A 23,672-nucleotide genomic window follows, 5' to 3' on the forward strand; every position below is an offset into this window, starting at 1 on the left:
CCGCCCCCGCGGAGGGGAGCGCCCACAAGGGCACTTGGTGGCGCCCGGCGCCAACTACGAGGCCACGCGCTCCTCTTCACGCACCCGGTCCGCGACCTGCTGCGGCATCGGTTCGTGCCGCGCGTACCGCCGGCTGAACCCCGCCGTGCCGTGCGCCATCGACCGCAGGTCGATCGCGTACCGGCCGATCTCGATCTCGGGCACCTCGGCCCGGATCAGCGTGCGCCCGCCGGGCGTCTGCTCGGTACCGAGCAGACGCCCGCGCCGCCCCGACAGGTCGCTCATCACGGCGCCCACGAACTCGTCGCCGACCAGCACCGACACCTCGGCGACCGGCTCCAGCAGATGGATCCGCGCGTCGGCTGCGGCCTCCCGCAGCGCGAGCGCGCCGGCCGTCTGAAAGGCGGCGTCGGAGGAGTCGACCGAGTGCGCCTTGCCGTCCAGGAGGGTCACCCGTACGTCGATGAGCGGGTACCCGGCCGCGACCCCCTTGGCCGCCTGGGCCCGTACGCCCTTCTCCACCGATGGGATGAACTGCCGGGGCACGGCCCCGCCCACGACCTTGTCGACGAACTCGATGCCGGACCCGCCGGGCAGCGGCTCGACCTCGATCTCGCAGATCGCGAACTGCCCGTGCCCGCCGGACTGCTTGACGTGCCGGCCGCGGCCTGCCGACCTGGTGGCGAACGTCTCGCGCAGGGACACCCGGTGGGGGATGACGTCGACCTGGACGCCGTATCGGCTGCGCAGCCGCTCCAGGGCCACGTCGGCGTGCGCCTCGCCCAGGCACCACAGGACCACCTGGTGGGTGTCCTGGTTCTGCTCCAGCCGCATCGTCGGGTCCTCGGCCACCAGCCGGGCCAGGCCCTGGGACAGCTTGTCCTCGTCCGGTTTGCTGTGCGCCTGGATGGCCAGCGGGAGCAGCGGGTCGGGCATCTGCCACGGCTCCATGAGCAGCGGGTCGTCCTTGGCGGACAGGGTGTCGCCGGTCTCGGCGCGGCCCAGCTTCGCCACGCAGGCCAGGTCGCCCGCGATGACGTGCGACACCGGGCGCTGCTGCTTGCCGAACGGCGTGGACAGGGCGCCGATCCGCTCGTCGACGTCGTGGTCCTCGTGGCCGCGGTCGGCCAGCCCGTGCCCGGAGACGTGGACCGTCTGGTCGGCGCGCAGGGTGCCGGAGAACAGGCGGATCAGCGACAGCCGGCCCACGTAGGGGTCCGAGGACGTCTTCACGACCTCCGCGACCAGCGGGGCGTCCGGATCGCACGGCTCGAGCTCGCGCGGCTTGCCGTCGATGGTCGTGACCCGCACCGTCTCGTGCTCCAGGGGCGTCGGGAAGCCCCGCGTGATCAGCTCCAGCAGCTCCAGGGTGCCGATGCCCTGCCGGGCGCCCTCGGCCGCGGGGGCGGCGGCCAGGACGGGGAAGAAGACCCCGCGCGCGACGGCCCGCTCCAGGTCCTCGATGAGCGTCTTGACGTCGACGGGCTCCCCGCCGAGGTAGCGGTCCATGAGGGTCTCGTCCTCGCTCTCGGCGATGATCCCCTCGATGAGCCGGTTGCGGGCCTCCTCGATCAGCGGCAGTTGCTCCTCGCCGGGCTCGGACTCCTTGCGCTCGCCGGTCGAGTAGTCGAACAGCTTCTGCGACAGCAGCCCGATCAGCCCGGTCACGGGCGCGTGCCCGTCGGGCGCCTGCGGGCCGTGCAGCGGCAGGTAGAGCGGTAGGACCGCGTCGGGGTCGTCCGCGCCGAAGGCCTCGGCGCAGGTGCGGGTCATCTCCTCGAAGTCGGCGCGTGCCGACTCCAGGTGCGTGACCACGATGGCCCGGGGCATGCCCACGGCCGCGCACTCCTCCCACACCGAGCGGGTCGAGCCGTCCACCCCGTCGGAGGCCGAGACGACGAAGAGGGCCGCGTCCGCCGCGCGCAGACCGGCCCTGAGTTCACCGACGAAGTCGGCGTATCCGGGGGTGTCGAGGAGATTGACCTTGATGCCGTCCCACTCGACGGGCACCAGGGAGAGCTGTACCGAGCGCTGCTGCCGGTGCTCGATGTCGTCGTAGTCGGAGACGGTGCCGCCGTCCTCCACACGGCCCGCCCGGTTCACCGCCCCCGCCGTCAGTGCGAGGGCTTCGACCAGCGTGGTCTTTCCCGATCCGGAGTGGCCGACCAGCACCACATTCCGTACGGACTGAGGGTGGTCGGCCGCTTGTGCCCTGCCGGCGGCCCCAGGGTGTGTCTGTGCCTTGTCGCCCATGATCCTGCCTCCCGTGCACGGTGAGGTCACTGTGGGCGCGGACACGCGGAATCCGCGTGCGGTGCGGCTCCGGCGACGCCCGCGGTCATTCGACCTTCCCACTCCCGTCACGGTGCGTCCATACGAAGGACGTGATCCCGCCGCCCACCAGCGGCCCGCGGGTTCCCACGAAAGGGGTCCGGGTGCCCGCACCTCGCCCACGCGCGCGCGTGACTACGATGGGCCAGCCGGTGGCCAGCAGGGGCCAGACGGCGACACCGACCCTCGGGAAGGCCATGCTGAACAAGTACGCGCGTGCATTCTTCACGCGTGTCCTCACACCGTTCGCCGCGTTTCTCATCCGCCGGGGCGTCAGCCCCGACACGGTCACGCTCATCGGCACCGCCGGTGTGGTAGCGGGCGCGCTGGTCTTCTACCCCATGGGCGAGTTCTTCTGGGGCACGGTCGTGATCACGCTGTTCGTGTTCTCCGACCTCGTCGACGGCAACATGGCCCGTCAGCTCGGCCGCTCCAGCCGCTGGGGCGCCTTCCTGGACTCCACGCTCGACCGGGTCGCCGATGGCGCGATCTTCGGCGGCTTCATCCTCTGGTACGCCGGCGGGGGCGACGACCTCGTCCTGTGCGCCGTCTCGATCTTCTGCCTGGCCAGCGGCCAGGTGGTGTCGTACACCAAGGCCCGGGGCGAGTCGATCGGCCTGCCGGTCGCGGTCAACGGGCTCGTCGAGCGCGCCGAGCGCCTGGTGATCTCCCTGGTCGCGGCGGGGCTCGCGGGCCTGCACACGTTCGGTGTGCCCGGCATCCAGTACCTGCTGCCCGTCGCCCTGTGGATCGTCGCCGTCGGCAGCCTCGTCACGCTGATCCAGCGGGTCGTCACCGTCCGCAGGGAGTCCGCGGAGGCCGAGGCAGCAGCGGCCACGCCGGACGGGCCGGACAATGAGGACGAGCAGCAGAACGCCTCTCACGGGAGCGAGGCGGCCACGTGAGCGCACAGGACCGGCTGACGGACGCGCTGTACGGCCTCGGCTGGGGCACGGTCAAGAAGCTCCCCGAGCCGGTCGCCGCACGGCTCGGCCGGACCATCGCCGACCTGGCCTGGAAGCAGCGCGGCAAGGGCGTCCAGCGCCTGGAGAGCAACTACGCGCGCGTGGTGCCCCGAGCGAGCCCCGAGCGTCTGGCCGAGCTGTCGCGCGCGGGCATGCGCTCCTACCTGCGCTACTGGATGGAGTCCTTCCGCCTCCCGGCCTGGAGCGATGACCGGATCAGGGGCGGCTTCGAGGCCAAGGACCTGCACCACCTCACCGAGGGCCTGGCCGCGGGCAAGGGCGTCGTGCTCGCCCTGCCGCACCTCGCCAACTGGGACCTCGCCGGCGCCTGGGTCACCAGGAAGCTCGGCATCCCCTTCACCACGGTCGCCGAGCGCCTGAAGCCCGAGACGCTCTACGACCGGTTCGTCGCCTACCGCGAGGGCCTCGGCATGGAGGTCCTGCCGCACAGCGGTGGCACCGCCTTCGGCACCCTGGCCCGGCGGCTGCGCGAGGGCGGCCTGGTCTGCCTGGTCGCCGACCGCGACCTGTCCGCGTCGGGCGTCGAAGTGGACTTCTTCGGCGACACGGCCCGGATGCCGGCCGGACCGGCCCTGCTCGCCCAGCAGACCGGCGCGCTGCTGCTGCCGGTGACCCTGTGGTACGACGACTCGCCCGTGATGCGGGGCCGCGTCCACCCGCCCGTCGAGGTCCCCGAGTCGGGCACGCGCGCCGAGAAGACGTCCGTCATGACACAGGCGCTGGCCGACGCCTTCGCCACCGGGATCGCCGACCATCCGGAGGACTGGCACATGCTGCAGCGCCTGTGGCTCGCCGACCTCGATCCAGCGAAGGGATCCGCGTGAGGATCGGCATCGTCTGCCCGTACTCCTGGGACGTACCGGGTGGCGTCCAGTTCCACATCCGTGACCTGGCCGAGTACTTCCTCCGCCTCGGCCACGAGGTGTCCGTGCTGGCCCCCGCCGACGACGACACCCCGCTGCCGCCGTACGTCGTCTCGGCCGGGCGCGCGGTGCCGGTGCCGTACAACGGGTCGGTGGCCCGGCTGAACTTCGGCTTCCTGAGCGCCGCCCGGGTGCGCCGCTGGCTGCACGACGGCGCGTTCGACGTGATCCACATCCATGAGCCGACCTCGCCGTCGCTGGGCCTGCTGACCTGCTGGGCCGCCCAGGGGCCGATCGTGGCGACGTTCCACACGTCCAACCCGCGCTCGCGCGCCATGATCGCCGCGTACTCGATCCTCCAGGCCGCCCTGGAGAAGATCAGCGCCCGGATCGCGGTGAGCGAGTACGCCCGCCGCACCCTGGTGGAGCACCTCGGCGGCGACGCGGTCGTGATCCCCAACGGCGTCGACGTCGACTTCTTCGCCGAGGCCGAGCCCAAGGCCGAGTGGCAGGGCGACACGATCGGCTTCATAGGGCGTATCGACGAGCCCCGCAAGGGACTCCCGGTGCTGATGAAGGCCCTGCCGAAGATCCTCGCCGCGCGTCCGCAGACCCGGCTGCTGGTGGCGGGGCGCGGCGACGAGAAGGAGGCCGTCGAGTCCCTGCCGGCCGAGCTGCGCGCCCGCGTCGAGTTCCTCGGCATGGTCAGCGATCAGGACAAGGCCCGCTTCCTGCGCAGCGTCGACCTGTACGTCGCGCCCAACACCGGCGGCGAGAGCTTCGGCATCATCCTCGTCGAGGCCATGTCGGCGGGAGCCCCCGTGCTCGCCTCCGACCTGGACGCCTTCGCCCAGGTCCTGGACCGGGGGGCGGCCGGCGAACTGTTCCCCAACGAGGACGCCGACGCCCTCGCCGACGCGGCCGTACGGCTCCTGGCGGACCCGGAGCGGCTGGCGGAGCTGCGCGAGCGGGGGAGCGCCCATGTACGGCGTTTCGACTGGTCGACCGTCGGCGCCGACATCCTGTCCGTCTACGAGACGGTCACGGCCGGAGCGGCAGCGGTGGCCGAGGACGAACGGACGACCGGGCTGTGGGGGCGGCTGGGGTTCGCCCGGGACTGACGGGCGGGCGCCCGGTCCTTTCAGACCATGCCAAAAGGGCAGGTCCGGCAGGTCCGGCCCGTGTGCGCCCCTGTGCCGGATGATCGATTGCGCAGATCACCGTGATCGAGTTCACCCGCCGGGGCGCGGCCCCCGCGACCGCCGCGCAGCCCCCGCGACCGCCGCGCAGCCCCCGCGACCGCCGCGCAGGCCCTCCGCGACCGCGAGGAGGTCGTGTCCGTCAGCCTGCGCTGCGCCGGGCAGGGCTGCCTGGAGTGCTCCGGCGCCACCGCCACGCTGTGCCGCATGCGCGCACCCCGGCCCACCTGGTGCACCGGGGTGCGCACCCAACCCTTCGCCGCCCACACCTGGGTCGAGGCGGAGCGGCAACTCGTCGGCGAGGGCCACCCCATGGGGCACTTCAAGACCCTGATGTCCATCCCGCCCCTGGAGCGCAACCGCTGATCACGGGTGGGGCGGGGCGAACGGCGGGGACCCTCGTGCCGCTAGCCTTGCCGCCCGTGACCACCACTCTCATCTGGATCGCCGTAGCCCTGGTCGCGATCGGGCTCTACCTGAGCTGGACCGCCGGCCGGCTCGACCGTCTGCACGCCCGGATCGACGCCGCCCGCGCGGCCCTGGACGCCCAGCTGCTGCGGCGCGCCTCGGTGGCGCAGGAACTGGCGACGTCCGGGGTCCTCGACCCGGCCGCCTCGATCGTGTTGTACGAGGCCGCGCACGCCGCCCGGCAGGCCGAGGAGGAGCAGCGGGAAGTGGCCGAGAGCGAACTGAGCCAGGCGCTGCGGGCCGTCTTCGGCGAGGCCCCGCAGGTGGAGGCGGTGCGGGAGGCGCCCGGGGGAGAGGAGGCGGCCCGGGAACTGACCGAGGCGGTCCGCAGGGTGCCCATGGCCCGGCGCTTCCACAACGACGCCGTACGAGCGGCCCGGGCCCTGCGCCGGCACCGCAAGGTGCGCTGGTTCCGCCTGGCCGGTCACGCGCCCTTCCCGATGGCCTTCGAAATGGACGACGAGCCGCCGGTGGCCCTGGTGGACCGGGCCGCCTAGACCCTCTTCACCTGTCGTTTTCCGGCCGTCCGTCGCAAAAGGATCCACAGCGTTCCCATTGGCCCTTGCTGTGGCCTGGTTCTCTCACGTTTCCTCAGTGCTGCAGAAACCCCTTTTCCCATCAGCGAGGTCACCCGTGTCCATCTCCGAAAACCAGGCTCCCGAGACCGGCACCGCCCGAGTGAAGCGCGGCATGGCCGAGCAGCTCAAGGGCGGCGTGATCATGGACGTCGTCACACCGGAGCAGGCCAAGATCGCCGAGGACGCGGGCGCCGTCGCCGTCATGGCCCTGGAGCGGGTCCCCGCCGACATCCGCAAGGACGGCGGCGTGGCCCGCATGTCCGACCCGGACATGATCGAGGGCATCATCGACGCCGTCTCGATCCCGGTCATGGCCAAGTCCCGCATCGGCCACTTCGTCGAGGCCCAGGTCCTGCAGTCCCTCGGCGTCGACTACATCGACGAGTCCGAGGTCCTCACCCCGGCCGACGAGGTCAACCACAGCGACAAGTTCGCCTTCACCACCCCCTTCGTCTGCGGCGCCACCAACCTGGGCGAGGCCCTGCGCCGCATCGCCGAGGGCGCGGCCATGATCCGCTCCAAGGGCGAGGCCGGCACCGGCAACGTCGTCGAGGCCGTCCGCCACCTGCGCCAGATCAAGAACGAGATCGCCCGCCTGCGCGGCTACGACAACAACGAGCTGTACGCCGCCGCCAAGGAGCTGCGCGCCCCGTACGAGCTGGTCAAGGAAGCCTCCGAGCTCGGCAAGCTCCCCGTCGTGCTGTTCTCCGCCGGCGGCGTGGCCACCCCGGCCGACGCGGCCCTGATGCGCCAGCTCGGCGCCGAGGGCGTCTTCGTCGGCTCCGGCATCTTCAAGTCCGGCGACCCGGCCAAGCGCGCCGCCGCCATCGTGAAGGCCACCACCTTCTACGACGACCCGAAGATCATCGCCGACGCGTCCCGCAACCTCGGCGAGGCCATGGTCGGCATCAACTGCGACACCCTCCCCGAGACCGAGCGCTACGCCAACCGCGGCTGGTAAGGCACAGGAACCCATGAGCGACACCCCCGTCATAGGCGTCCTGGCCCTCCAGGGCGACGTACGGGAGCACCTCGTCGCCCTGGCCGCGGCCGATGCCGTGGCCAGGGCGGTGCGGCGCCCCGAAGAGCTCGCCGAGGTCGACGGCCTCGTCATCCCCGGCGGCGAGTCCACCACCATCTCCAAGCTGGCCGTCCTGTTCGGCCTGATGGAACCCCTTCGCGCGCGCGTGCGGGACGGCATGCCCGTCTACGGCACCTGCGCCGGCATGATCATGCTCGCCGACAAGATCCTCGACCCCCGCTCGGGCCAGGAGACCCTCGGCGGCATCGACATGATCGTGCGCCGCAACGCCTTCGGCCGGCAGAACGAGTCCTTCGAAGCCGCCGTCGGCATCCAGGGCATCGACGGCGATCCGGTGGAGGGCGTCTTCATCCGCGCCCCCTGGGTGGAGTCCGTCGGAGCCCGGGCCGAGGTGCTCGCCGAGCACGACGGCCACATCGTCGCGGTCCGCCAAGGCAACGCGCTGGCCACGTCGTTCCACCCGGAACTGACCGGCGACCACCGCGTCCACGCCCTGTTCGTCGACATGGTGCGGGCGAACCGGACAGCCGGATCCTTGTAGGATTCCTGCGTTCGTTGCTGAGACGGTTTACGCGAAGGAGACAGGCAGATGTCCGGCCACTCTAAATGGGCTACGACGAAGCACAAGAAGGCCGTGATCGACGCCAAGCGCGGCAAGCTCTTCGCGAAGCTGATCAAGAACATCGAGGTGGCTGCCCGGATGGGCGGCGTCGACATCGAGGGCAACCCCACCCTCTACGACGCCATCCAGAAGGCGAAGAAGCAGTCGGTCCCGAACAAGAACATCGACTCCGCGGTCAAGCGCGGCGGCGGCCTCGAGGCCGGCGGCGCCGACTACGAGACGATCATGTACGAGGGCTACGGTCCCAACGGTGTCGCGGTGCTCATCGAGTGCCTCACCGACAACCGCAACCGCGCCGCCTCCGAGGTCCGCGTCGCCATGACCCGCAACGGCGGCTCCATGGCCGACCCGGGCTCGGTGTCGTACCTGTTCAACCGCAAGGGCGTCGTGATCGTCCCCAAGGGCGAGCTGTCCGAGGACGACGTGCTGGCCGCCGTGCTCGACGCGGGCGCCGAAGAGGTCAACGACCTCGGTGAGAGCTTCGAGGTCCTCAGCGAGGCCACCGACCTGGTCGCGGTCCGCACCGCCCTGCAGGACGCCGGCATCGACTACGACTCCGCCGACGCCAACTTCGTCCCGACCATGCAGGTCGAGCTGGACGAGGAGGGCGCCAAGAAGATCTTCAAGCTGATCGACGCGCTGGAGGACAGCGACGACGTGCAGAACGTCTTCGCCAACTTCGATGTGAGCGACGAGGTCATGGAGAAGGTCGACGCGTAACTCCGGACTCCGCATTCCGGACTCCACCGGTCAACGGGCCGACGGGACACACCCCGTCGGCCCGTCGCGTTGTCGGTGGCACCCGATAGCCTGCACAAACAGGTGAGCGAGAGGGAGGGCGCCGCGTGCGCGTACTGGGGGTGGACCCGGGACTGACCCGGTGTGGTGTCGGCGTCGTCGAGGGCGTCGCCGGACGGCCGCTCACGATGATCGGCGTCGGCGTCGTCCGCACGCCGGCGGACGCCGACCTCGGCCACCGCCTCGTCGCCGTCGAGCAGGGCATCGAGCAGTGGCTCGACGAGCACCGCCCCGAGTTCGTCGCCGTCGAGCGCGTCTTCAGCCAGCACAACGTCCGTACCGTCATGGGCACGGCCCAGGCCAGCGCCGTCGCCATGCTCTGCGCCGCCCGCCGCGGCATCCCCGTCGCGCTGCACACCCCGAGCGAGGTCAAGGCCGCCGTCACCGGCAGCGGCCGCGCCGACAAGGCACAGGTGGGCGCCATGGTCACCCGCCTGCTCCGGCTCAGCGCCCCGCCCAAGCCCGCCGACGCGGCCGACGCCCTGGCCCTCGCCATCTGCCACATCTGGCGCGCCCCCGCGCAGAACCGACTCCAGCAGGCCGTCGCCCTGCACACCGCCAAAGCACCGAAAGGCCGGACGGCATGATCGCCTTCGTCAGCGGCACAGTGGCCGCACTCGCACCGGACGCCGCCGTCGTCGAGGTCGGCGGCGTCGGCATGGCCGTCCAGTGCACGCCGAACACGCTCTCCACGCTTCGCATGGGCCAGCCGGCCAAGCTGCACACCTCCCTGGTCGTCCGCGAGGACTCCCTCACCCTGTACGGCTTCGCGGACGACGACGAGCGGCAGGTCTTCGAACTGCTCCAGACCGCCAGCGGCGTCGGCCCCCGCCTCGCCCAGGCCATGCTCGCCGTGCACAGCCCGGACGCCCTGCGCCGGGCCGTCGCCACCGCTGACGAGAAGGCCCTCACCGCCGTCCCCGGCATCGGCAAGAAGGGCGCGCAGAAACTGCTCCTGGAGCTGAAGGACCGGCTCGGTGCGCCGGTCGGTGCGCCCGCCGTCGGCGCACCGGTCAGCAGCAGCGGTTGGCGCGACCAGCTGCACGCGGCCCTGATCGGCCTCGGGTACGCGACCCGGGAGGCCGACGAGGCCGTGACCGCGGTGGCCCCGCAGGCCGAGGCCGCCGAGGGCACGCCCCAGGTGGGCCGGCTGCTGAAGGCGGCCCTGCAGACGCTGAACCGCGCCCGCTAGTCCGAGCCGTCCGCACCCGTACCGAGATTCCGAGGCACATTCCATGAACTGGGACGACACCACCGACGCCGACGCCGCCGAGCGGCTGGTGGACTCCGTCGCCGACCGTGAGGACCAGGCCGTCGAGGCCGCCCTGCGCCCCAAGGACCTGGACGAGTTCATCGGCCAGGAGAAGGTCCGCGAGCAGCTCGACCTCGTACTGCGCGCCGCACGCGCGCGTGGCGCCACCGCCGACCACGTGCTGCTCTCCGGCGCCCCCGGCCTCGGCAAGACCACCCTGTCGATGATCATCGCGGCCGAGATGGGTGCTCCCATCCGCATCACCTCGGGCCCCGCCATCCAGCACGCCGGCGACCTCGCCGCGATCCTCTCCTCCCTCCAGGAGGGCGAGGTCCTCTTCCTCGACGAGATCCACCGCATGTCCCGGCCCGCCGAGGAGATGCTGTACATGGCGATGGAGGACTTCCGCGTCGACGTCATCGTCGGCAAGGGCCCCGGCGCCACCGCCATCCCGCTGGAGCTGCCCCCCTTCACCCTGGTCGGCGCCACCACCCGGGCCGGCCTGCTGCCGCCCCCGCTGCGCGACCGCTTCGGCTTCACCGCGCACATGGAGTTCTACGAACCGGCCGAACTGGAGCGGGTCATCCACCGCTCGGCGAACCTCCTCGAGGTCGAGATCGAGCCGGAGGGCGCCGCCGAGATCGCCGGACGCTCCCGCGGCACGCCCCGCATCGCCAACCGCCTGCTGCGCCGCGTCCGCGACTACGCGCAGGTCAAGGCCGACGGCCTGATCACCAGGGACATCGCCGCGGCGGCCCTCGCCGTGTACGAGGTGGACGCGCGGGGCCTCGACCGCCTCGACCGGGGCGTGCTGGAAGCCCTGCTCAAGCTGTTCGGCGGCGGTCCGGTCGGCCTTTCCACGCTCGCTGTCGCGGTGGGTGAGGAACGTGAGACCGTGGAGGAGGTCGCCGAGCCCTTCCTCGTCAGGGAGGGCCTGCTGGCCCGGACCCCCCGCGGCCGGGTCGCCACGCCCGCCGCATGGGCACATCTCGGCCTCACCCCGCCACGCTCCCAGAGCGCCGGAAACGGACAAGGGGACCTGTTCGGGGCGTGACACCTCCGTCACGCCCGCGGGGCGGCGAGGTCAGTGGCCGCAAGGGGAACCCCGGTGCCATGCTGAGCGTTGTTCCATGCGCGCGGACTCGCTTAGACTCCGCCGATGCCGCCTTTGTCGGCGGCGTACATACCCCCAACCAGCTGGCCGCTCACAGCGCGGTCGTGTGAAGGAAGTACCGACCCGTGAGTCTCCTGACCCTCCTCCCGTTCATCGTGCTCATCGGGGCCATGTTCCTGATGACCCGGTCGGCCAAGAAGAAGCAGCAGCAGGCCGCCGACATGCGGAACCAGATGCAGCCCGGCAGCGGTATCCGCACCATCGGGGGCATGTACGCCACGGTCAAGGAAGTGAACGAGGACACCGTCCTCGTCGACGCCGGCCCCGGCGTCGATCTCCTCTTCGCCAAGAACGCCATCGGCGCCGTCCTCACCGACGACGAGTACAACCGCATCGTTCACGGCATCGAGCACGACCTGAAGTCCGACGCCGACATCGTCCCTGACGACGCCTCCTCCCTCACCGCGACCGACGAGCCCGCCGCCGACGCCCCCGGTGACGACAAGGCCGTCGACCTCGGCAAGAAGGACGCGGCCGGCGAGCCGGCCGACGAGGCCGCCGAGGCGAAGACGGACGCAGAGCCGAAGAAGACCGACGGCGACTCCGAGGCGAAGTAGTCGTGTCCCGGGGTGCGCGGGCCCGGCCCGCGCACCCCGGGACACGCCCAGCTCGCACGGAATCCCGACACCATGTCATGGCCGCCCGTCCGCCGATCCGGAGCGAGGTGGCCCGAGAGGGAGTACGAGAAGGTGGCCACACCTAAAAAGGGCAGGAGCGCGAGCGCCCGGAGCAAGCCGGGGCGCTCGCTGGCCCTGATCCTGATCGCCATCGTGGCGCTCACCGGTGGGATGTTCGCCTCGGGGCACACGAAGCCGCGACTCGGCATCGACCTTGCAGGCGGTACGAGCATCACGCTCCGCGCGGTCCCCGAGGCCGGCAACGAGTCGGCGATCAACAAGACCAACATGGACACGGCCGTCTCCATCATGGAGCGCCGTGTCAATGGTCTGGGCGTCTCGGAGGCCGAGGTCCAGACGCAGGGCCGCGACAACATCGTCGTGAACATCCCCAAGGGGACCAACTCCGAGCAGGCCCGCAAGCAGGTCGGCACCACCGCCAAGCTCTACTTCCGGCCGGTCATCGCCACCGAGGTCTCCGGCGGCAAGGGCGCGGCCAGCCCCTCCCCGAGCCCCACCGGCAGCCCCTCGGGCAAGCCGTCCGGCGCTGCCAGCGACAAGCCCACGGCCACCGACAAGAACTCCGCCTCGCCGTCCGCCACGCCCACCACCCAGGGCCGCGCGGTCACCGACGGGCTGAAGGCCGACGCCACGCCGTCCGCGAGCGCCTCGGACAAGCCCGGGACCAGCCCCTCCCCGTCGGCGAGCGGCGGCTCCGCCGAGGCCGACGCGAACGCGCTGCAGGCGAAGTACGCCAAGCTCGACTGCACGGACGCCAAGACCCGCTCCACCGTGGGCGATGGCGTCAAGGCCTCCCAGCCCACCCTGGCCTGCGGCAAGAACTCGGGGGGCCAGTGGCAGAAGTACATCCTCGGCCCCGCCGAGGTCGACGGCACGGACGTCGACAAGGCCCAGGCCGTCCTGAACACCCAGACCGGTGCCGGCTGGACCGTCACGATGGACTTCACGGACGCAGGCACCAAGAAGTTCGGCACCATCACCGGCAAGCTGGCCCAGAACCAGCCGCCGCAGAACCAGTTCGCGATCGTCCTGGACGGCGAGGTGGTCTCCGACCCGTCCGTCCGGCAGGCCCTGACCGGCGGCAACGCCGAGATCTCCGGCAACTTCAACCAGCAGTCCGCCCAGGAACTGTCCAACATGCTGAGCTACGGCGCGCTTCCGCTGACCTTCAAGGTGGACAGCATGACGACCGTGACCGCAGCGCTGGGCGGTGACCAGCTGCAGGCCGGTCTGATCGCCGGCGCGATCGGTCTCGCGCTGGTCGTCATCTACCTGCTGGCCTACTACCGCGGTCTGTCGTTCGTCGCGATCCTCTCGCTGCTGGTCTCCGCCGCCCTCACCTACACGCTCATGTCCCTGCTCGGCCCGGCCATCGGCTTCGCGCTGAACCTGCCGGCCGTCTGCGGTGCCATCGTCGCCATCGGCATCACGGCGGACTCGTTCATCGTGTACTTCGAACGCGTCCGCGACGAGATCCGCGAGGGCCGCACGCTGCGCCCCGCCGTCGAGCGGGCCTGGCCTCGCGCCCGGCGCACCATCCTGGTCTCCGACTTCGTGTCGTTCCTCGCCGCCGCGGTGCTCTTCATCGTCACCGTGGGCAAGGTGCGCGGCTTCGCCTTCACGCTCGGCCTGACCACGCTGCTCGACGTCGTCGTGGTCTTCCTCTTCACCAAGCCGCTGCTGACCCTGCTGGCGCGTCGACCCTTCTTCGCGAACGGCCACAAGTGGTCCGGCCTCGACCCGAAGAGCCTGGGTGCCCAACCGCCGCTGCGCCGCACCCGCCGTCCCTCCGCCCCCGTCGAGACGAAGGAGGCGTGAGATGTCGAAACTCGGCAACCTCGGCGCCCGGCTGCACCGTGGCGAGATCGGCTACGACTTCATCAAGAACCGCAAGATCTGGTACGGCCTGTCGATCCTGATCACCATCACGGCCATCGTCGGCCTGGCGGTGCGCGGCCTGAACATGGGCATCGAGTTCCAGGGCGGTGCCGTCTTCACCACCCCGAAGAACGTCAGCGTCTCGGTCTCCCAGGCCGAGGAGTACGCGGAAACGGCCTCCGGTCACGACGCGATCGTCCAGGAGCTCGGCGACGGAAGCATGCGCATCCAGGTCGCGGGCATCGAGACCGACAAGGCCAACCAGATCAAGAACCAGCTCTCGGAGGACCTCAAGGTCGACGCGGAGCAGATCAACGCCGAACTGGTCGGTCCGAGCTGGGGTGAGCAGATCGCCAACAAGGCCTGGCAGGGCCTCGGCATCTTCCTGATCCTCGTGGTGATCTACCTGGCGATCGCGTTCGAGTGGCGCATGGCGCTCGCCGCGTTCGTCGCGCTGATCCACGACATCACCATCACCGTCGGCATCTACGCCCTGGTCGGCTTCGAGGTCACACCGGGCACGGTGATCGGTCTGCTGACCATCCTCGGTTACTCGCTCTACGACACGGTCGTGGTGTTCGACAGCCTCAAGGAACAGACGAAGGACCTCACCAAGCAGACCCGCTGGACCTACAGCGACGTCGCCAACCGCTCGATCAACAGCACCCTGGTCCGCTCCATCAACACCACGGTGGTCGCGCTGCTGCCGGTCGCGGGCCTGCTGTTCATCGGTGGCGGTGTCCTCGGCGCCGGCATGCTGAACGACATCTCGCTGTCGCTGTTCGTCGGCCTCGCCGCGGGTGCCTACTCCTCGATCTTCATCGCCACGCCGCTCGTCGCCGACCTCAAGGAGCGCGAGCCGGCGATGAAGGCCCTGAAGAAGCGTGTCCTGGCCAAGCGTGCCCAGGCCGCCGCCAAGGGCGAGACCCAGGACCAGGGCGCCGACGAGGCGTACGCGGACGAGCCCGAGGACGCCGCACCCGCGGTGGTCGGGCCGCGCAACCAGCCCGCCTCGCGCACGCGCGGCCGCGGCCGCCCCTCGGGGAAGCGCCGATGACCGACATCAAGGAGCTGCTGCTCAGCCGTATCCGCGACGTGGCCGACTACCCGGAGCCGGGCGTGATGTTCAAGGACATCACCCCGCTCCTGGCGGACCCGGCGGCGTTCACGGCCCTGACCGACGCCCTCGCCGAGATCGCCGAGCGCAGCGGCGCCACCAAGGTCATCGGCCTGGAGGCCCGCGGCTTCATCCTCGGCGCCCCGGTCGCCGTCCGCGCGGGGCTCGGCTTCATCCCCGTACGCAAGGCGGGCAAGCTCCCCGGAGCGACCCTCGCCCAGGCCTACGACCTGGAGTACGGCTCGGCGGAGATCGAGGTGCACGCCGAGGACCTCACCGCCGAGGACCGCGTGCTGATCGTCGACGACGTCCTCGCCACCGGCGGCACCGCCGAGGCCTCGGTCCAGCTCATCCGCCGGGCCGGCGCCGAGGTCGCGGGTCTCGCCGTCCTCATGGAGCTCGGCTTCCTGAGCGGCCGCGCCCGCCTGGAGCCGGTGCTGAACGGCGCCCCGCTGGAGGCGCTGCTCACCGTCTAGCGACCACGGTGTCCCGGCGGACACCGGCACGAGACCGCGGAGGCGGGCCCCGAGGAATCCGGAGCCCGCCTCCCGCGTTGTGCCGGGTGGACGGCCTCACATTGGCCTGAAGGCGATCCTGGAGCTCAGGATCGCTACCATGGGGTCTCCGGAACCTGACCGGGGGACCCGGATCGCGCACGAGGAGCCCTCTTGCCAGACGAGGCCCAGCACCTGACCGCCGCCAAGCCCGAGTCCGCCTCGGACGCCGCGGCGAAGCCCGCGCCGAACACGCCCCACGCGAAGAACGACACCCGCGGGGCGGTCGAGCATGCCCAGGCGGCACCGGTCGACAAGCCCGCCGAGCAGTCGCGGCCCAAGCCCACCCCGCCGCCCGCGCTACGTCAGGCAGCCGGACAACCGGCCCGCTCCGGCTCCTCCAACCGCGTCCGCGCCCGTCTGGCCCGGCTCGGTGTGCAGCGCGCGAACCCGTACAACCCGGTGCTGGAGCCGCTGCTGCGGATAGTGCGCAGCAACGACCCGAAGATCGAGACGGCCACGCTCCGCCAGATCGAGCGCGCCTACCAGGTCGCCGAGCGCTGGCACCGCGGCCAGAAGCGCAAGAGCGGCGACCCCTACATCACGCACCCCCTCGCCGTCACCACCATCCTCGCCGAGCTGGGCATGGATCCGGCCACGCTGATGGCCGGCCTGCTGCACGACACGGTCGAGGACACCGAGTACGGCCTGGACGACCTGCGCCGCGACTTCGGCGACGTCGTCACGCTGCTCGTCGACGGCGTCACCAAGCTGGACAAGGTCAAGTTCGGCGAGGCCGCGCAGGCCGAGACCGTGCGCAAGATGGTCGTCGCCATGGCCAAGGACCCGCGCGTCCTGGTCATCAAGCTCGCCGACCGCCTGCACAACATGCGCACCATGCGCTACCTCAAGCGCGAGAAGCAGGAGAAGAAGGCGCGCGAGACCCTCGAGATCTACGCGCCGCTCGCCCACCGCCTGGGCATGAACACCATCAAGTGGGAGCTGGAGGACCTCGCCTTCGCGATCCTCTACCCCAAGATGTACGACGAGATCGTACGGCTGGTGGCCGAGCGGGCACCGAAGCGTGACGAGTACCTGGCCATCGTCACCGACGAGGTCCAGCAGGACCTGCGCGCGGCCCGCATAAAAGCGACCGTCACCGGCCGCCCGAAGCACTACTACAGCGTCTACCAGAAGATGATCGTCCGCGGCCGGGACTTCGCGGAGATCTACGACCTGGTGGGCATCCGTGTCCTCGTGGACACCGTCCGCGACTGCTACGCGGCCCTCGGCACGGTGCACGCGCGATGGAACCCGGTCCCCGGCCGGTTCAAGGACTACATCGCGATGCCCAAGTTCAACATGTACCAGTCGCTGCACACGACGGTCATCGGCCCCGGCGGCAAGCCGGTCGAGCTGCAGATCCGCACCTTCGACATGCACCGCCGCGCCGAGTACGGCATCGCCGCGCACTGGAAGTACAAGCAGGAGGCCGTCGCCGGCGCCTCCAAGGTGCGCACCGACGCCCCCAAGTCGTCCGGCAAGAGCAAGGACGACCATCTCAACGACATGGCGTGGCTGCGCCAGCTCCTGGACTGGCAGAAGGAGACCGAGGACCCGGGCGAGTTCCTGGAGTCCCTGCGCTTCGACCTGTCCCGCAACGAGGTCTTCGTCTTCACCCCCAAGGGCGACGTCATAGCGCTCCCGGCCGGGGCGACCCCGGTCGACTTCGCGTACGCCGTGCACACCGAGGTCGGGCACCGCACGATAGGCGCCCGCGTCAACGGCCGGCTGGTCCCGCTGGAGTCCACCCTCGACAACGGCGACCTGGTGGAGGTCTTCACCTCCAAGGCGGCCGGCGCCGGCCCCTCCCGCGACTGGCTCGGCTTCGTCAAGTCACCGCGCGCCCGCAACAAGATCCGGGCCTGGTTCTCCAAGGAACGCCGCGACGAGGCGATCGAGCAGGGCAAGGACGCCATCGTCCGCGCGATGCGCAAGCAGAACCTGCCGATCCAGCGCATCCTGACCGGCGACTCCCTGGTGACCCTCGCGCACGAGATGCGCTACGCCGACATCTCCGCGCTGTACGCGGCGATCGGCGAGGGCCATGTCTCCGCACAGAACATCGTGCAGAAGCTGGTCCAGGCCCTCGGCGGCGAGGAGGCCGCCACCGAGGAGATCGACGAGTCGGTCCCGCCGGCCCGCAGCCGCAAGCGCCGCTCCAGCGCCGACCCGGGCGTCGTCGTCAAGGGCGTCGAGGACGTGTGGGTCAAGCTGGCCCGCTGCTGCACCCCCGTCCCGGGCGACCCCATCATCGGCTTCGTCACCCGCGGTAGCGGCGTATCGGTGCACCGCAGCGACTGTGTGAACGTCGACTCGCTGTCCCGCGAGCCCGAGCGCATCCTCGACGTCGAGTGGGCGCCCACCCAGTCCTCGGTCTTCCTGGTCGCCATCCAGGTCGAGGCCCTGGACCGCTCCCGGCTCCTCTCGGACGTCACCCGTGTGCTGTCCGACCAGCACGTCAACATCCTCTCCGCGGCCGTCCAGACCTCCCGCGACCGCGTCGCCACCTCCCGCTTCACCTTCGAGATGGGCGACCCGAAGCACCTCGGCCATGTGCTGAAGGCGGTCCGGGGCGTGGAGGGCGTCTACGACGTGTACCGGGTGACGTCGGCGCGCAGCAGGTCGTAACCCGGTCGTCGCGCACGACCACACGAAAGGGGCTCCCGTACACCTCGTACGGGAGCCCCTTTCGACGGACTGCTCAGCCTCCGAACTCCTGCAGGCCCTTCAGCGCCTGGTCCAGCAGCGCCTGGCGGCCGTCGAGCTCACGCTGGAGCTTGTCGGCCTTGGCGTTGTTGCCCTGCGCGCGGGCCTGCTCGACCTGGCCCCGCAGCTTGTCCACCGCTGCCTGGAGCTGGCCGGTCAGACCCTCGGCACGCGCGCGTGCCTCCGGGTTCGTCCGGCGCCACTCGGCCTCCTCTGCCTCCTGGATGGCCCGCTCGACCGCGTGCATCCGGCCCTCGACCTTCGGCCGGGCGTCGCGCGGCACATGCCCGATGGCCTCCCAGCGCTCGTTCACGTTCCGGAACGCGGCGCGGGCCGCCTTCAGGTCCGTGATCGGCAGGAGCTTCTCGGCCTCCTCGGCCAGCTCCTCCTTGAGCTTGAGGTTCTCCGACTGCTCGGCGTCCCGCTCGGCGAAGACCGAGCTGCGGGCCGCGAAGAAGACGTCCTGGGCGCCGCGGAAGCGGTTCCACAGGTCGTCCTCGTGCTCGCGCTGAGCGCGGCCCGCGGCCTTCCACTCGGACATCAGCTCGCGGTAGCGCGCCGCCGTCACGCCCCAGTCCGTCGAGTTCGACAGTGCCTCGGCCTCGGAGACCAGCCGCTCCTTGGTCTTGCGGGCCTCCTCGCGCTGCGCGTCCAGCTGCGCGAAGTGCTGCTTGCGCCGCTTGGAGAACGCCGAGCGCGCATGCGAGAACCGGTGCCACAGCTCGTCGTCGGACTTGCGGTCCAGGCGCGGCAGACCCTTCCAGGTGTCCACCAGGGCCCGCAGCCGCTCACCGGCCGCCCGCCACTGGTCGGACTGCGACAGCTCCTCCGCCTCGGTGACCAGTGCCTCCTTGGCGTGCCGGGCCTCGTCGGACTGCTTGGCCCGCTGCGCCTTGCGCTCCTCGCGGCGCGCTTCCACCAGCTCCACGAGCTTGTCCAGCCGGACCCGCAGGGCGTCCAGGTCGCCCACCACGTGGTGCGCGTCGACCTGCGCGCGGATGTGGTCGATGGCGGCCTGGGCGTCCTTGGCCGACAGGTCGGTGGTCTTCACTCGCTTCTCGAGGAGGCCGATCTCGACAACCAGGCCCTCGTACTTGCGCTCGAAATAGGCCAGCGCCTCCTCGGGGGAGCCTGCCTGCCAGGAACCGACGACCTGCTCGCCGTCGGCCGTACGCACGTACACGGTCCCCGTCTCGTCGACGCGGCCCCACGGGTCGCTGCTCACAGCGCCTCCTCCACATGATGCCTGCGAGGGGCCTGAAGCTCCCCCGGGCATCGTCCACAGTTTCGTCACGGCCAACATAGGCGACCGGCGGGGGGCCTGTCCGCATCCCGCGCGACCGAAATTTCGCAGTTGGGGGTCAGGATTTGGTGATCGTGGCCTTGTTGATCACGACCGTCGCGTTGGGCGCGGTATTGCCCGTCTGAGGGTCGGGAGCCTGCGCCCCGGCGTCCGCGATTTTCTTCAGGACCTTCATGCCCGCGTCGGACACCGTGCCGAACGGTGTGTAGTCGGGCGGCAGCTGACTGTCCTGGTAGACGAGGAAGAACTGGCTGCCGCCGCTGTTGCGGCCCTGCTTCGTCTGCGCGTTGTACTGGTTCGCCATCGCGACCGTGCCCGCCGGGTACGTCCCGCCCTTGAGGCTCTTGTCCTTGAGGTTCTCGTCCGGGATGGTGTAGCCCGGCCCGCCCATGCCGGTGCCCTGCGGGTCGCCGCACTGCAGGACGTAGATGCCCTGGTCCGTGAGCCGGTGGCACTTGCTGTGGTCCAGGTAGCCCTTGTTGAGAAGGAAGTTGAACGAGTTGACGGTGTGCGGAGCCGCCGACGCCTTCAGCGCGACGTCTATCTCGCCGCAGGTCGTGTCCAGCTTCATCGTGTACTTCGCCGACTCGTCGATCGACATCGCAGGTTCCTTCTTCCAGGTCTGCGACTCGACCTTGCCCGGGGCCGGCTTCTCGCACGGGTCCGGGGCCTTGCTCGGCGTGGCGCTCGGCGTGACCTCGGCGTTCGCGTTCTCCTTCTTGCCGTCGTCCTCGAACGGCTTGGTCAGGAAGACCGTCACCGACAGCACCACGATCACGCCGAGAACCGAGGCGATCACGGAGTTGCGGATACGGGCCTTGCGTCGCGCGTCAGTGCGTCGCTGCTGCTGCCGCAAGAACTTCTCCCGGGCGAGCTGACGCCGCCGCTGTTCCTGGCTGACCACCGGGTTCTCTCCTCAAGGGTCTGATACGTCGACCGATACGCGTGCGTCCTGTGTGCCGAGCGCGTGCGTGTGCCCCGTACCGTATATGGGTTCGCTGAGGAATCGGCAGCGCCGGTAGGCTCTGTGAGCAGCCGTAGCCGCCCGTATATCAACACAACGAAGGACGATCGTGCTCATTGCCGGGTTCCCCGCCGGGGCCTGGGGGACGAACTGCTACCTCGTCGCCCCCGCCGCCGGTGAGGAGTGCGTGATCATCGACCCCGGCCATCAGGCCGCCGACGGCGTCGCGGAGGCGATCGACAAGCATCGGCTCAAGCCCGTCGCCGTCGTCCTCACCCACGGCCACATCGACCACGTGGCGTCGGTCGTCCCGGTGTGCGGCGCGCACGACGTGCCGGCCTGGATCCACCCGGACGACCGCTACATGATGAGCGACCCCGAGAAGGCGCTCGGCCGGTCCATCGGGATGCCGCTGATGGGCGAGCTGACCGTGGGGGAGCCCGACGACGTCAAGGAGCTCGCCGACGGGGCGAAGCTGGAGCTGGCGGGTCTGGAGCTGTCCGTCGCGCACGCGCCCGGCCATACCAAGGGGTCGGTGACCTTCGGCATGCCCGAGGCGGCAGACATCCCGCCCCTCCTCTTCTCGGGCGACCTGCTGTTCGCCGGCTCCATCGGACGCACCGACCTGCCCGGCGGTGACATGGCCGAGATGCTCGACTCGCTGGCCCGCGTGTGCCTGCCGCTCGACGACTCGACCGTGGTGCTGTCCGGCCACGGCCCCCAGACGACCATCGGCCAGGAGCGCTCCACCAACCCGTATCTGCGGCAGGTGGCCGCCGGCCAGGGACCCGCCCGGGCTCCCCGACGAGGAATGTGACGAGACCTTCCGTGAGCACCTTCAAGGCCCCCAAGGGCACGTACGACCTGATCCCGCCGGACAGCGCCACATACCTCGCCGTCCGCGAGGCGATCGCCGCCCCGCTGCGCAATTCCGGCTACGGCTACATCGAGACGCCGGGCTTTGAGAACGTCGAACTCTTCGCGCGCGGGGTCGGTGAGTCCACCGACATCGTGACCAAGGAGATGTACGCCTTCGAGACCAAGGGCGGCGACCGGCTCGCCCTGCGCCCCGAAGGCACGGCCTCCGTCCTGCGCGCGGCGCTGGAGGCCAACCTGCACAAGGCCGGCAACCTCCCGGTCAAGCTCTGGTACTCCGGCTCGTACTACCGCTACGAGCGTCCCCAGAAGGGCCGTTACCGCCACTTCTCCCAGGTGGGCGCCGAGGCGATCGGTGCCGAGGACCCGGCGCTGGACGCCGAGCTGATCATCCTGGCCGACCTGGCGTACCGCTCGCTGGGCCTGAGCAACTTCCGGATCCTCCTCAACAGCCTCGGCGACCAGGAGTGCCGCCCCGTCTACCGGTCGGCGCTGCAGGAGTTCCTGCGCGGCCTGGACCTGGACGAGGACACCCTGCGCCGCGCGGAGATCAACCCGCTGCGCGTCCTGGACGACAAGCGCGAGTCGGTCCAGAAGCAGCTGGGGGACGCGCCGCTGCTGCGTGACTACCTGTGCGACGCGTGCAAGGCGTACCACGAGGAGGTCCGCGAGCTGATCACGGCGGCGGGCGTCTCCTTCGAGGACGACCCGAAGCTGGTCCGCGGCCTGGACTACTACACCCGCACCACCTTCGAGTTCGTCCACGACGGTCTCGGCTCGCAGTCCGCGGTGGGCGGCGGCGGCCGCTACGACGGCCTCTCCGAGATGATCGGCGGCCCCGCGCTGCCGTCCGTCGGCTGGGCCCTCGGCGTCGACCGCACGGTCCTCGCCCTGCAGGCGGAGGGCGTCGAGCTGGAACTGCCCGCCACCACCAGCGTGTTCGCCGTCCCGCTCGGCGAGGAGGCCCGCCGCGTCCTGTTCGCCAAGGTCACCGAGCTGCGCAAGAACGGCATCGCGGCCGACTTCTCCTACGGCGGCAAGGGCCTCAAGGGCGCGATGAAGAACGCCAACCGCAGCGGCGCCCGCTACACGGTCGTCGCTGGTGAACGCGACCTCGCCGAGGGCGTCGTCCAGCTCAAGGACATGGAGTCCGGCGAGCAGACGGCGGTGGGCGTGAACGAGATCGTGGCGGAGCTGGAAGCGCGCTTGGGCTGATCAGCAGCCCGGACGAGAACGGCCTCGGCCTCCACAACCCACGCGGCTGTGGAGGCCGAGGCCGTTGATGAACAGAACCAGCCAGATCTCGCGCGAAGAGCCGCACGGTCTCCCGGAACGTCAACGCGGCGAGCGCCGATTCGTCCTGCCGGACGATTCCGAGACGGGAGCGCCACGCGCGCGTGCCGGTCGCCGGGTCCGACCCGAGCAGGGACACCTTTGCGTAGCCCCTGCACGTCCACGGCCGGTTCGTACCCCTCTGCTGTCGTGCGACGAGCGTCGGCCGGAACGCACCCCTCAGGGGCGACCGGGCGGCCGTCCTTATGTCCACTGAACGGTGGAGGGAGGCACCAGTGCGGCACAATGGCCCTGCCCGAAGATGTTCAGGTCTCAAGTGACGGAATCGGCGTGATGAGCAAGACGACAGTCAGGGACGTCTCCATGGAATCCGAGCCGGAGCGCACCGAGATCGCGTCGCGCGCGGAGGGCGGCAGCCGGGCCCTCGCCCTGCTGCTGGTGATCACCGGCGCGGCCGGACTGCTCGCCGCGTGGGTCATCACGATCGACAAGTTCAAGATCCTCGAGGCCAAGGTCGAGGGCAAGACGTTCACGCCCGGCTGCAGCTTCAACCCGGTCGTCTCCTGCGGCAGCGTCATGGAGAGCAAGCAGGCCGCCGTCTTCGGCTTCCCGAACCCCATGCTCGGGCTCGTCTGCTACGGCATCGTCATCGGCGTCGGCATGGCCCTGCTCGCCCGCGCCCGCTTCCCGCGCTGGTACTGGCTCACCTTCAACGCCGGCTGCCTCTTCGGCGTGGTCTTCTGCGCCTGGCTGATGTTCCAGTCCCTGTACCGGATCAACGCGCTCTGCCTGTGGTGCAGCCTCGCCTGGGTCGCCACGATCCTGATGTTCTGGTACGTGACGTCGTTCAACATCCGCAAGGGCTTCCTGCCCGCCCCGACCTGGCTCAAGAGCTTCTTCGGCGAGTTCACCTGGGTCATGCCCGTGCTGCACATCGGCATCATCGGCATGCTGATCCTGACCCGCTGGTGGGACTTCTGGCTCAGCTGAGCCCCCGGTTGTGGGGCCCGGCCGAATTGTCAGTGCC

General features: G+C 70.5%; 21 protein-coding genes and 1 pseudogene. 19 read left to right on the top strand and 3 right to left on the bottom strand.

The features are described 5' to 3' along the window. Window positions 1–54 precede the first annotated feature (54 nt). Window positions 55–2,253 carry an elongation factor G-like protein EF-G2 gene (locus K4G64_RS12115; protein ID WP_221756034.1) on the bottom strand — a complete coding sequence of 733 codons (2,199 nt, stop codon included), beginning with the start codon at window positions 2,251–2,253 and terminating at the stop codon, window positions 55–57. A 218-nt stretch (window positions 2,254–2,471) separates the two neighbouring features. Between K4G64_RS12115 and pgsA the strand changes: the two genes are divergently transcribed. The 16 genes and pseudogenes from pgsA to relA all read left to right on the top strand — a co-directional run bounded on the left by pgsA (window position 2,472) and on the right by relA (window position 18,131). Continuing rightward, window positions 2,472–3,236: a phosphatidylinositol phosphate synthase gene (pgsA, locus tag K4G64_RS12120; protein WP_260460364.1), complete on the top strand. Its 765-nt coding sequence runs from the start codon at window positions 2,472–2,474 to the stop codon at window positions 3,234–3,236. Next, window positions 3,233–4,141, top strand: coding sequence for a phosphatidylinositol mannoside acyltransferase (locus K4G64_RS12125; RefSeq protein WP_221756035.1), 909 nt, complete (start codon window positions 3,233–3,235; stop codon window positions 4,139–4,141). The genes pgsA and K4G64_RS12125 overlap by 4 nt, the downstream gene beginning before the upstream one ends. Beyond that, window positions 4,138–5,301, top strand: a complete 1,164-nt coding sequence (locus K4G64_RS12130; protein ID WP_221756036.1) for a glycosyltransferase family 4 protein — start codon at window positions 4,138–4,140, stop codon at window positions 5,299–5,301. Before K4G64_RS12125 ends, K4G64_RS12130 begins: the two co-directional genes overlap by 4 nt. Window positions 5,302–5,457: 156 nt before the next feature. Beyond that, window positions 5,458–5,745 (top strand): annotated as a pseudogene (locus tag K4G64_RS12135) (lasso peptide biosynthesis B2 protein); the annotation flags it as partial. Window positions 5,746–5,801: 56 nt separating this feature from the next. Then, a complete protein-coding gene (locus K4G64_RS12140) occupies window positions 5,802–6,344 on the top strand; it encodes a hypothetical protein (protein ID WP_190897405.1) in 543 nt (180 codons plus the stop codon). A gap of 136 nt (window positions 6,345–6,480) precedes the next feature. Continuing rightward, on the top strand, window positions 6,481–7,386 hold the full coding sequence (pdxS, locus tag K4G64_RS12145) for a pyridoxal 5'-phosphate synthase lyase subunit PdxS (protein WP_221756037.1): 906 nt from the start codon (window positions 6,481–6,483) through the stop codon (window positions 7,384–7,386). A 13-nt stretch (window positions 7,387–7,399) separates the two neighbouring features. After that, window positions 7,400–8,008: a pyridoxal 5'-phosphate synthase glutaminase subunit PdxT gene (gene pdxT / locus K4G64_RS12150; protein WP_221756038.1), complete on the top strand. Its 609-nt coding sequence runs from the start codon at window positions 7,400–7,402 to the stop codon at window positions 8,006–8,008. A 48-nt stretch (window positions 8,009–8,056) separates the two neighbouring features. Beyond that, window positions 8,057–8,809, top strand: coding sequence for a YebC/PmpR family DNA-binding transcriptional regulator (locus tag K4G64_RS12155; protein WP_097215555.1), 753 nt, complete (start codon window positions 8,057–8,059; stop codon window positions 8,807–8,809). Between the two features lie 125 nt (window positions 8,810–8,934). Further along, window positions 8,935–9,474, top strand: coding sequence for a crossover junction endodeoxyribonuclease RuvC (gene ruvC, locus K4G64_RS12160; protein WP_175431467.1), 540 nt, complete (start codon window positions 8,935–8,937; stop codon window positions 9,472–9,474). Then, window positions 9,471–10,079 carry a Holliday junction branch migration protein RuvA gene (ruvA, locus tag K4G64_RS12165; RefSeq protein WP_221756039.1) on the top strand — a complete coding sequence of 203 codons (609 nt, stop codon included), beginning with the start codon at window positions 9,471–9,473 and terminating at the stop codon, window positions 10,077–10,079. The genes ruvC and ruvA overlap by 4 nt, the downstream gene beginning before the upstream one ends. Before the next feature lie 43 nt (window positions 10,080–10,122). Beyond that, window positions 10,123–11,193 carry a Holliday junction branch migration DNA helicase RuvB gene (ruvB, locus tag K4G64_RS12170; protein WP_189589395.1) on the top strand — a complete coding sequence of 357 codons (1,071 nt, stop codon included), beginning with the start codon at window positions 10,123–10,125 and terminating at the stop codon, window positions 11,191–11,193. A 185-nt stretch (window positions 11,194–11,378) separates the two neighbouring features. Then, window positions 11,379–11,870 carry a preprotein translocase subunit YajC gene (yajC, locus tag K4G64_RS12175; RefSeq protein ID WP_221756040.1) on the top strand — a complete coding sequence of 164 codons (492 nt, stop codon included), beginning with the start codon at window positions 11,379–11,381 and terminating at the stop codon, window positions 11,868–11,870. Between the two features lie 132 nt (window positions 11,871–12,002). Then, a complete protein-coding gene (gene secD / locus K4G64_RS12180) occupies window positions 12,003–13,769 on the top strand; it encodes a protein translocase subunit SecD (protein ID WP_221756041.1) in 1,767 nt (588 codons plus the stop codon). A gap of 1 nt (window position 13,770) precedes the next feature. Then, window positions 13,771–14,886, top strand: a complete 1,116-nt coding sequence (gene secF / locus K4G64_RS12185; RefSeq protein ID WP_221756042.1) for a protein translocase subunit SecF — start codon at window positions 13,771–13,773, stop codon at window positions 14,884–14,886. Continuing rightward, complete coding sequence (locus K4G64_RS12190) at window positions 14,883–15,422, top strand: adenine phosphoribosyltransferase (protein WP_221756043.1); 540 nt, start codon at window positions 14,883–14,885, stop codon at window positions 15,420–15,422. The genes secF and K4G64_RS12190 overlap by 4 nt, the downstream gene beginning before the upstream one ends. A 192-nt stretch (window positions 15,423–15,614) precedes the next feature. Then, window positions 15,615–18,131: a GTP pyrophosphokinase gene (relA, locus tag K4G64_RS12195; RefSeq protein ID WP_221756044.1), complete on the top strand. Its 2,517-nt coding sequence runs from the start codon at window positions 15,615–15,617 to the stop codon at window positions 18,129–18,131. A 73-nt stretch (window positions 18,132–18,204) separates the two neighbouring features. Here the strand turns inward: relA and K4G64_RS12200 are convergent, their stop codons facing one another. Both K4G64_RS12200 and K4G64_RS12205 read right to left on the bottom strand, forming a co-directional pair. Next, window positions 18,205–19,434 (bottom strand): DUF349 domain-containing protein, encoded by a 1,230-nt coding sequence (locus K4G64_RS12200; RefSeq protein WP_221756045.1) that lies wholly within the window; start codon window positions 19,432–19,434, stop codon window positions 18,205–18,207. Window positions 19,435–19,570: 136 nt separating this feature from the next. Beyond that, window positions 19,571–20,416: a peptidylprolyl isomerase gene (locus K4G64_RS12205; RefSeq protein ID WP_221756046.1), complete on the bottom strand. Its 846-nt coding sequence runs from the start codon at window positions 20,414–20,416 to the stop codon at window positions 19,571–19,573. A 169-nt stretch (window positions 20,417–20,585) separates the two neighbouring features. Here K4G64_RS12205 and K4G64_RS12210 point away from each other — a divergent pair, with 169 nt between their 5' ends. From K4G64_RS12210 to K4G64_RS12220, 3 genes are all read left to right on the top strand, one after another. Then, entirely contained in the window at window positions 20,586–21,293 is a 708-nt protein-coding gene (locus K4G64_RS12210) for an MBL fold metallo-hydrolase (protein WP_221756047.1), read from the top strand. An 11-nt stretch (window positions 21,294–21,304) separates the two neighbouring features. Further along, a complete protein-coding gene (gene hisS / locus K4G64_RS12215) occupies window positions 21,305–22,567 on the top strand; it encodes a histidine--tRNA ligase (protein WP_221756048.1) in 1,263 nt (420 codons plus the stop codon). 411 nt (window positions 22,568–22,978) lie between these two features. Beyond that, window positions 22,979–23,635: a vitamin K epoxide reductase family protein gene (locus K4G64_RS12220; protein WP_221756049.1), complete on the top strand. Its 657-nt coding sequence runs from the start codon at window positions 22,979–22,981 to the stop codon at window positions 23,633–23,635. The last annotated feature ends 37 nt before the right edge of the window (window positions 23,636–23,672 follow it).

It is taken from the genome of Streptomyces sp. WAC04114, from assembly GCF_019733245.1.
GTDB lineage: Bacteria > Actinomycetota > Actinomycetes > Streptomycetales > Streptomycetaceae > Streptomyces > Streptomyces massasporeus_A.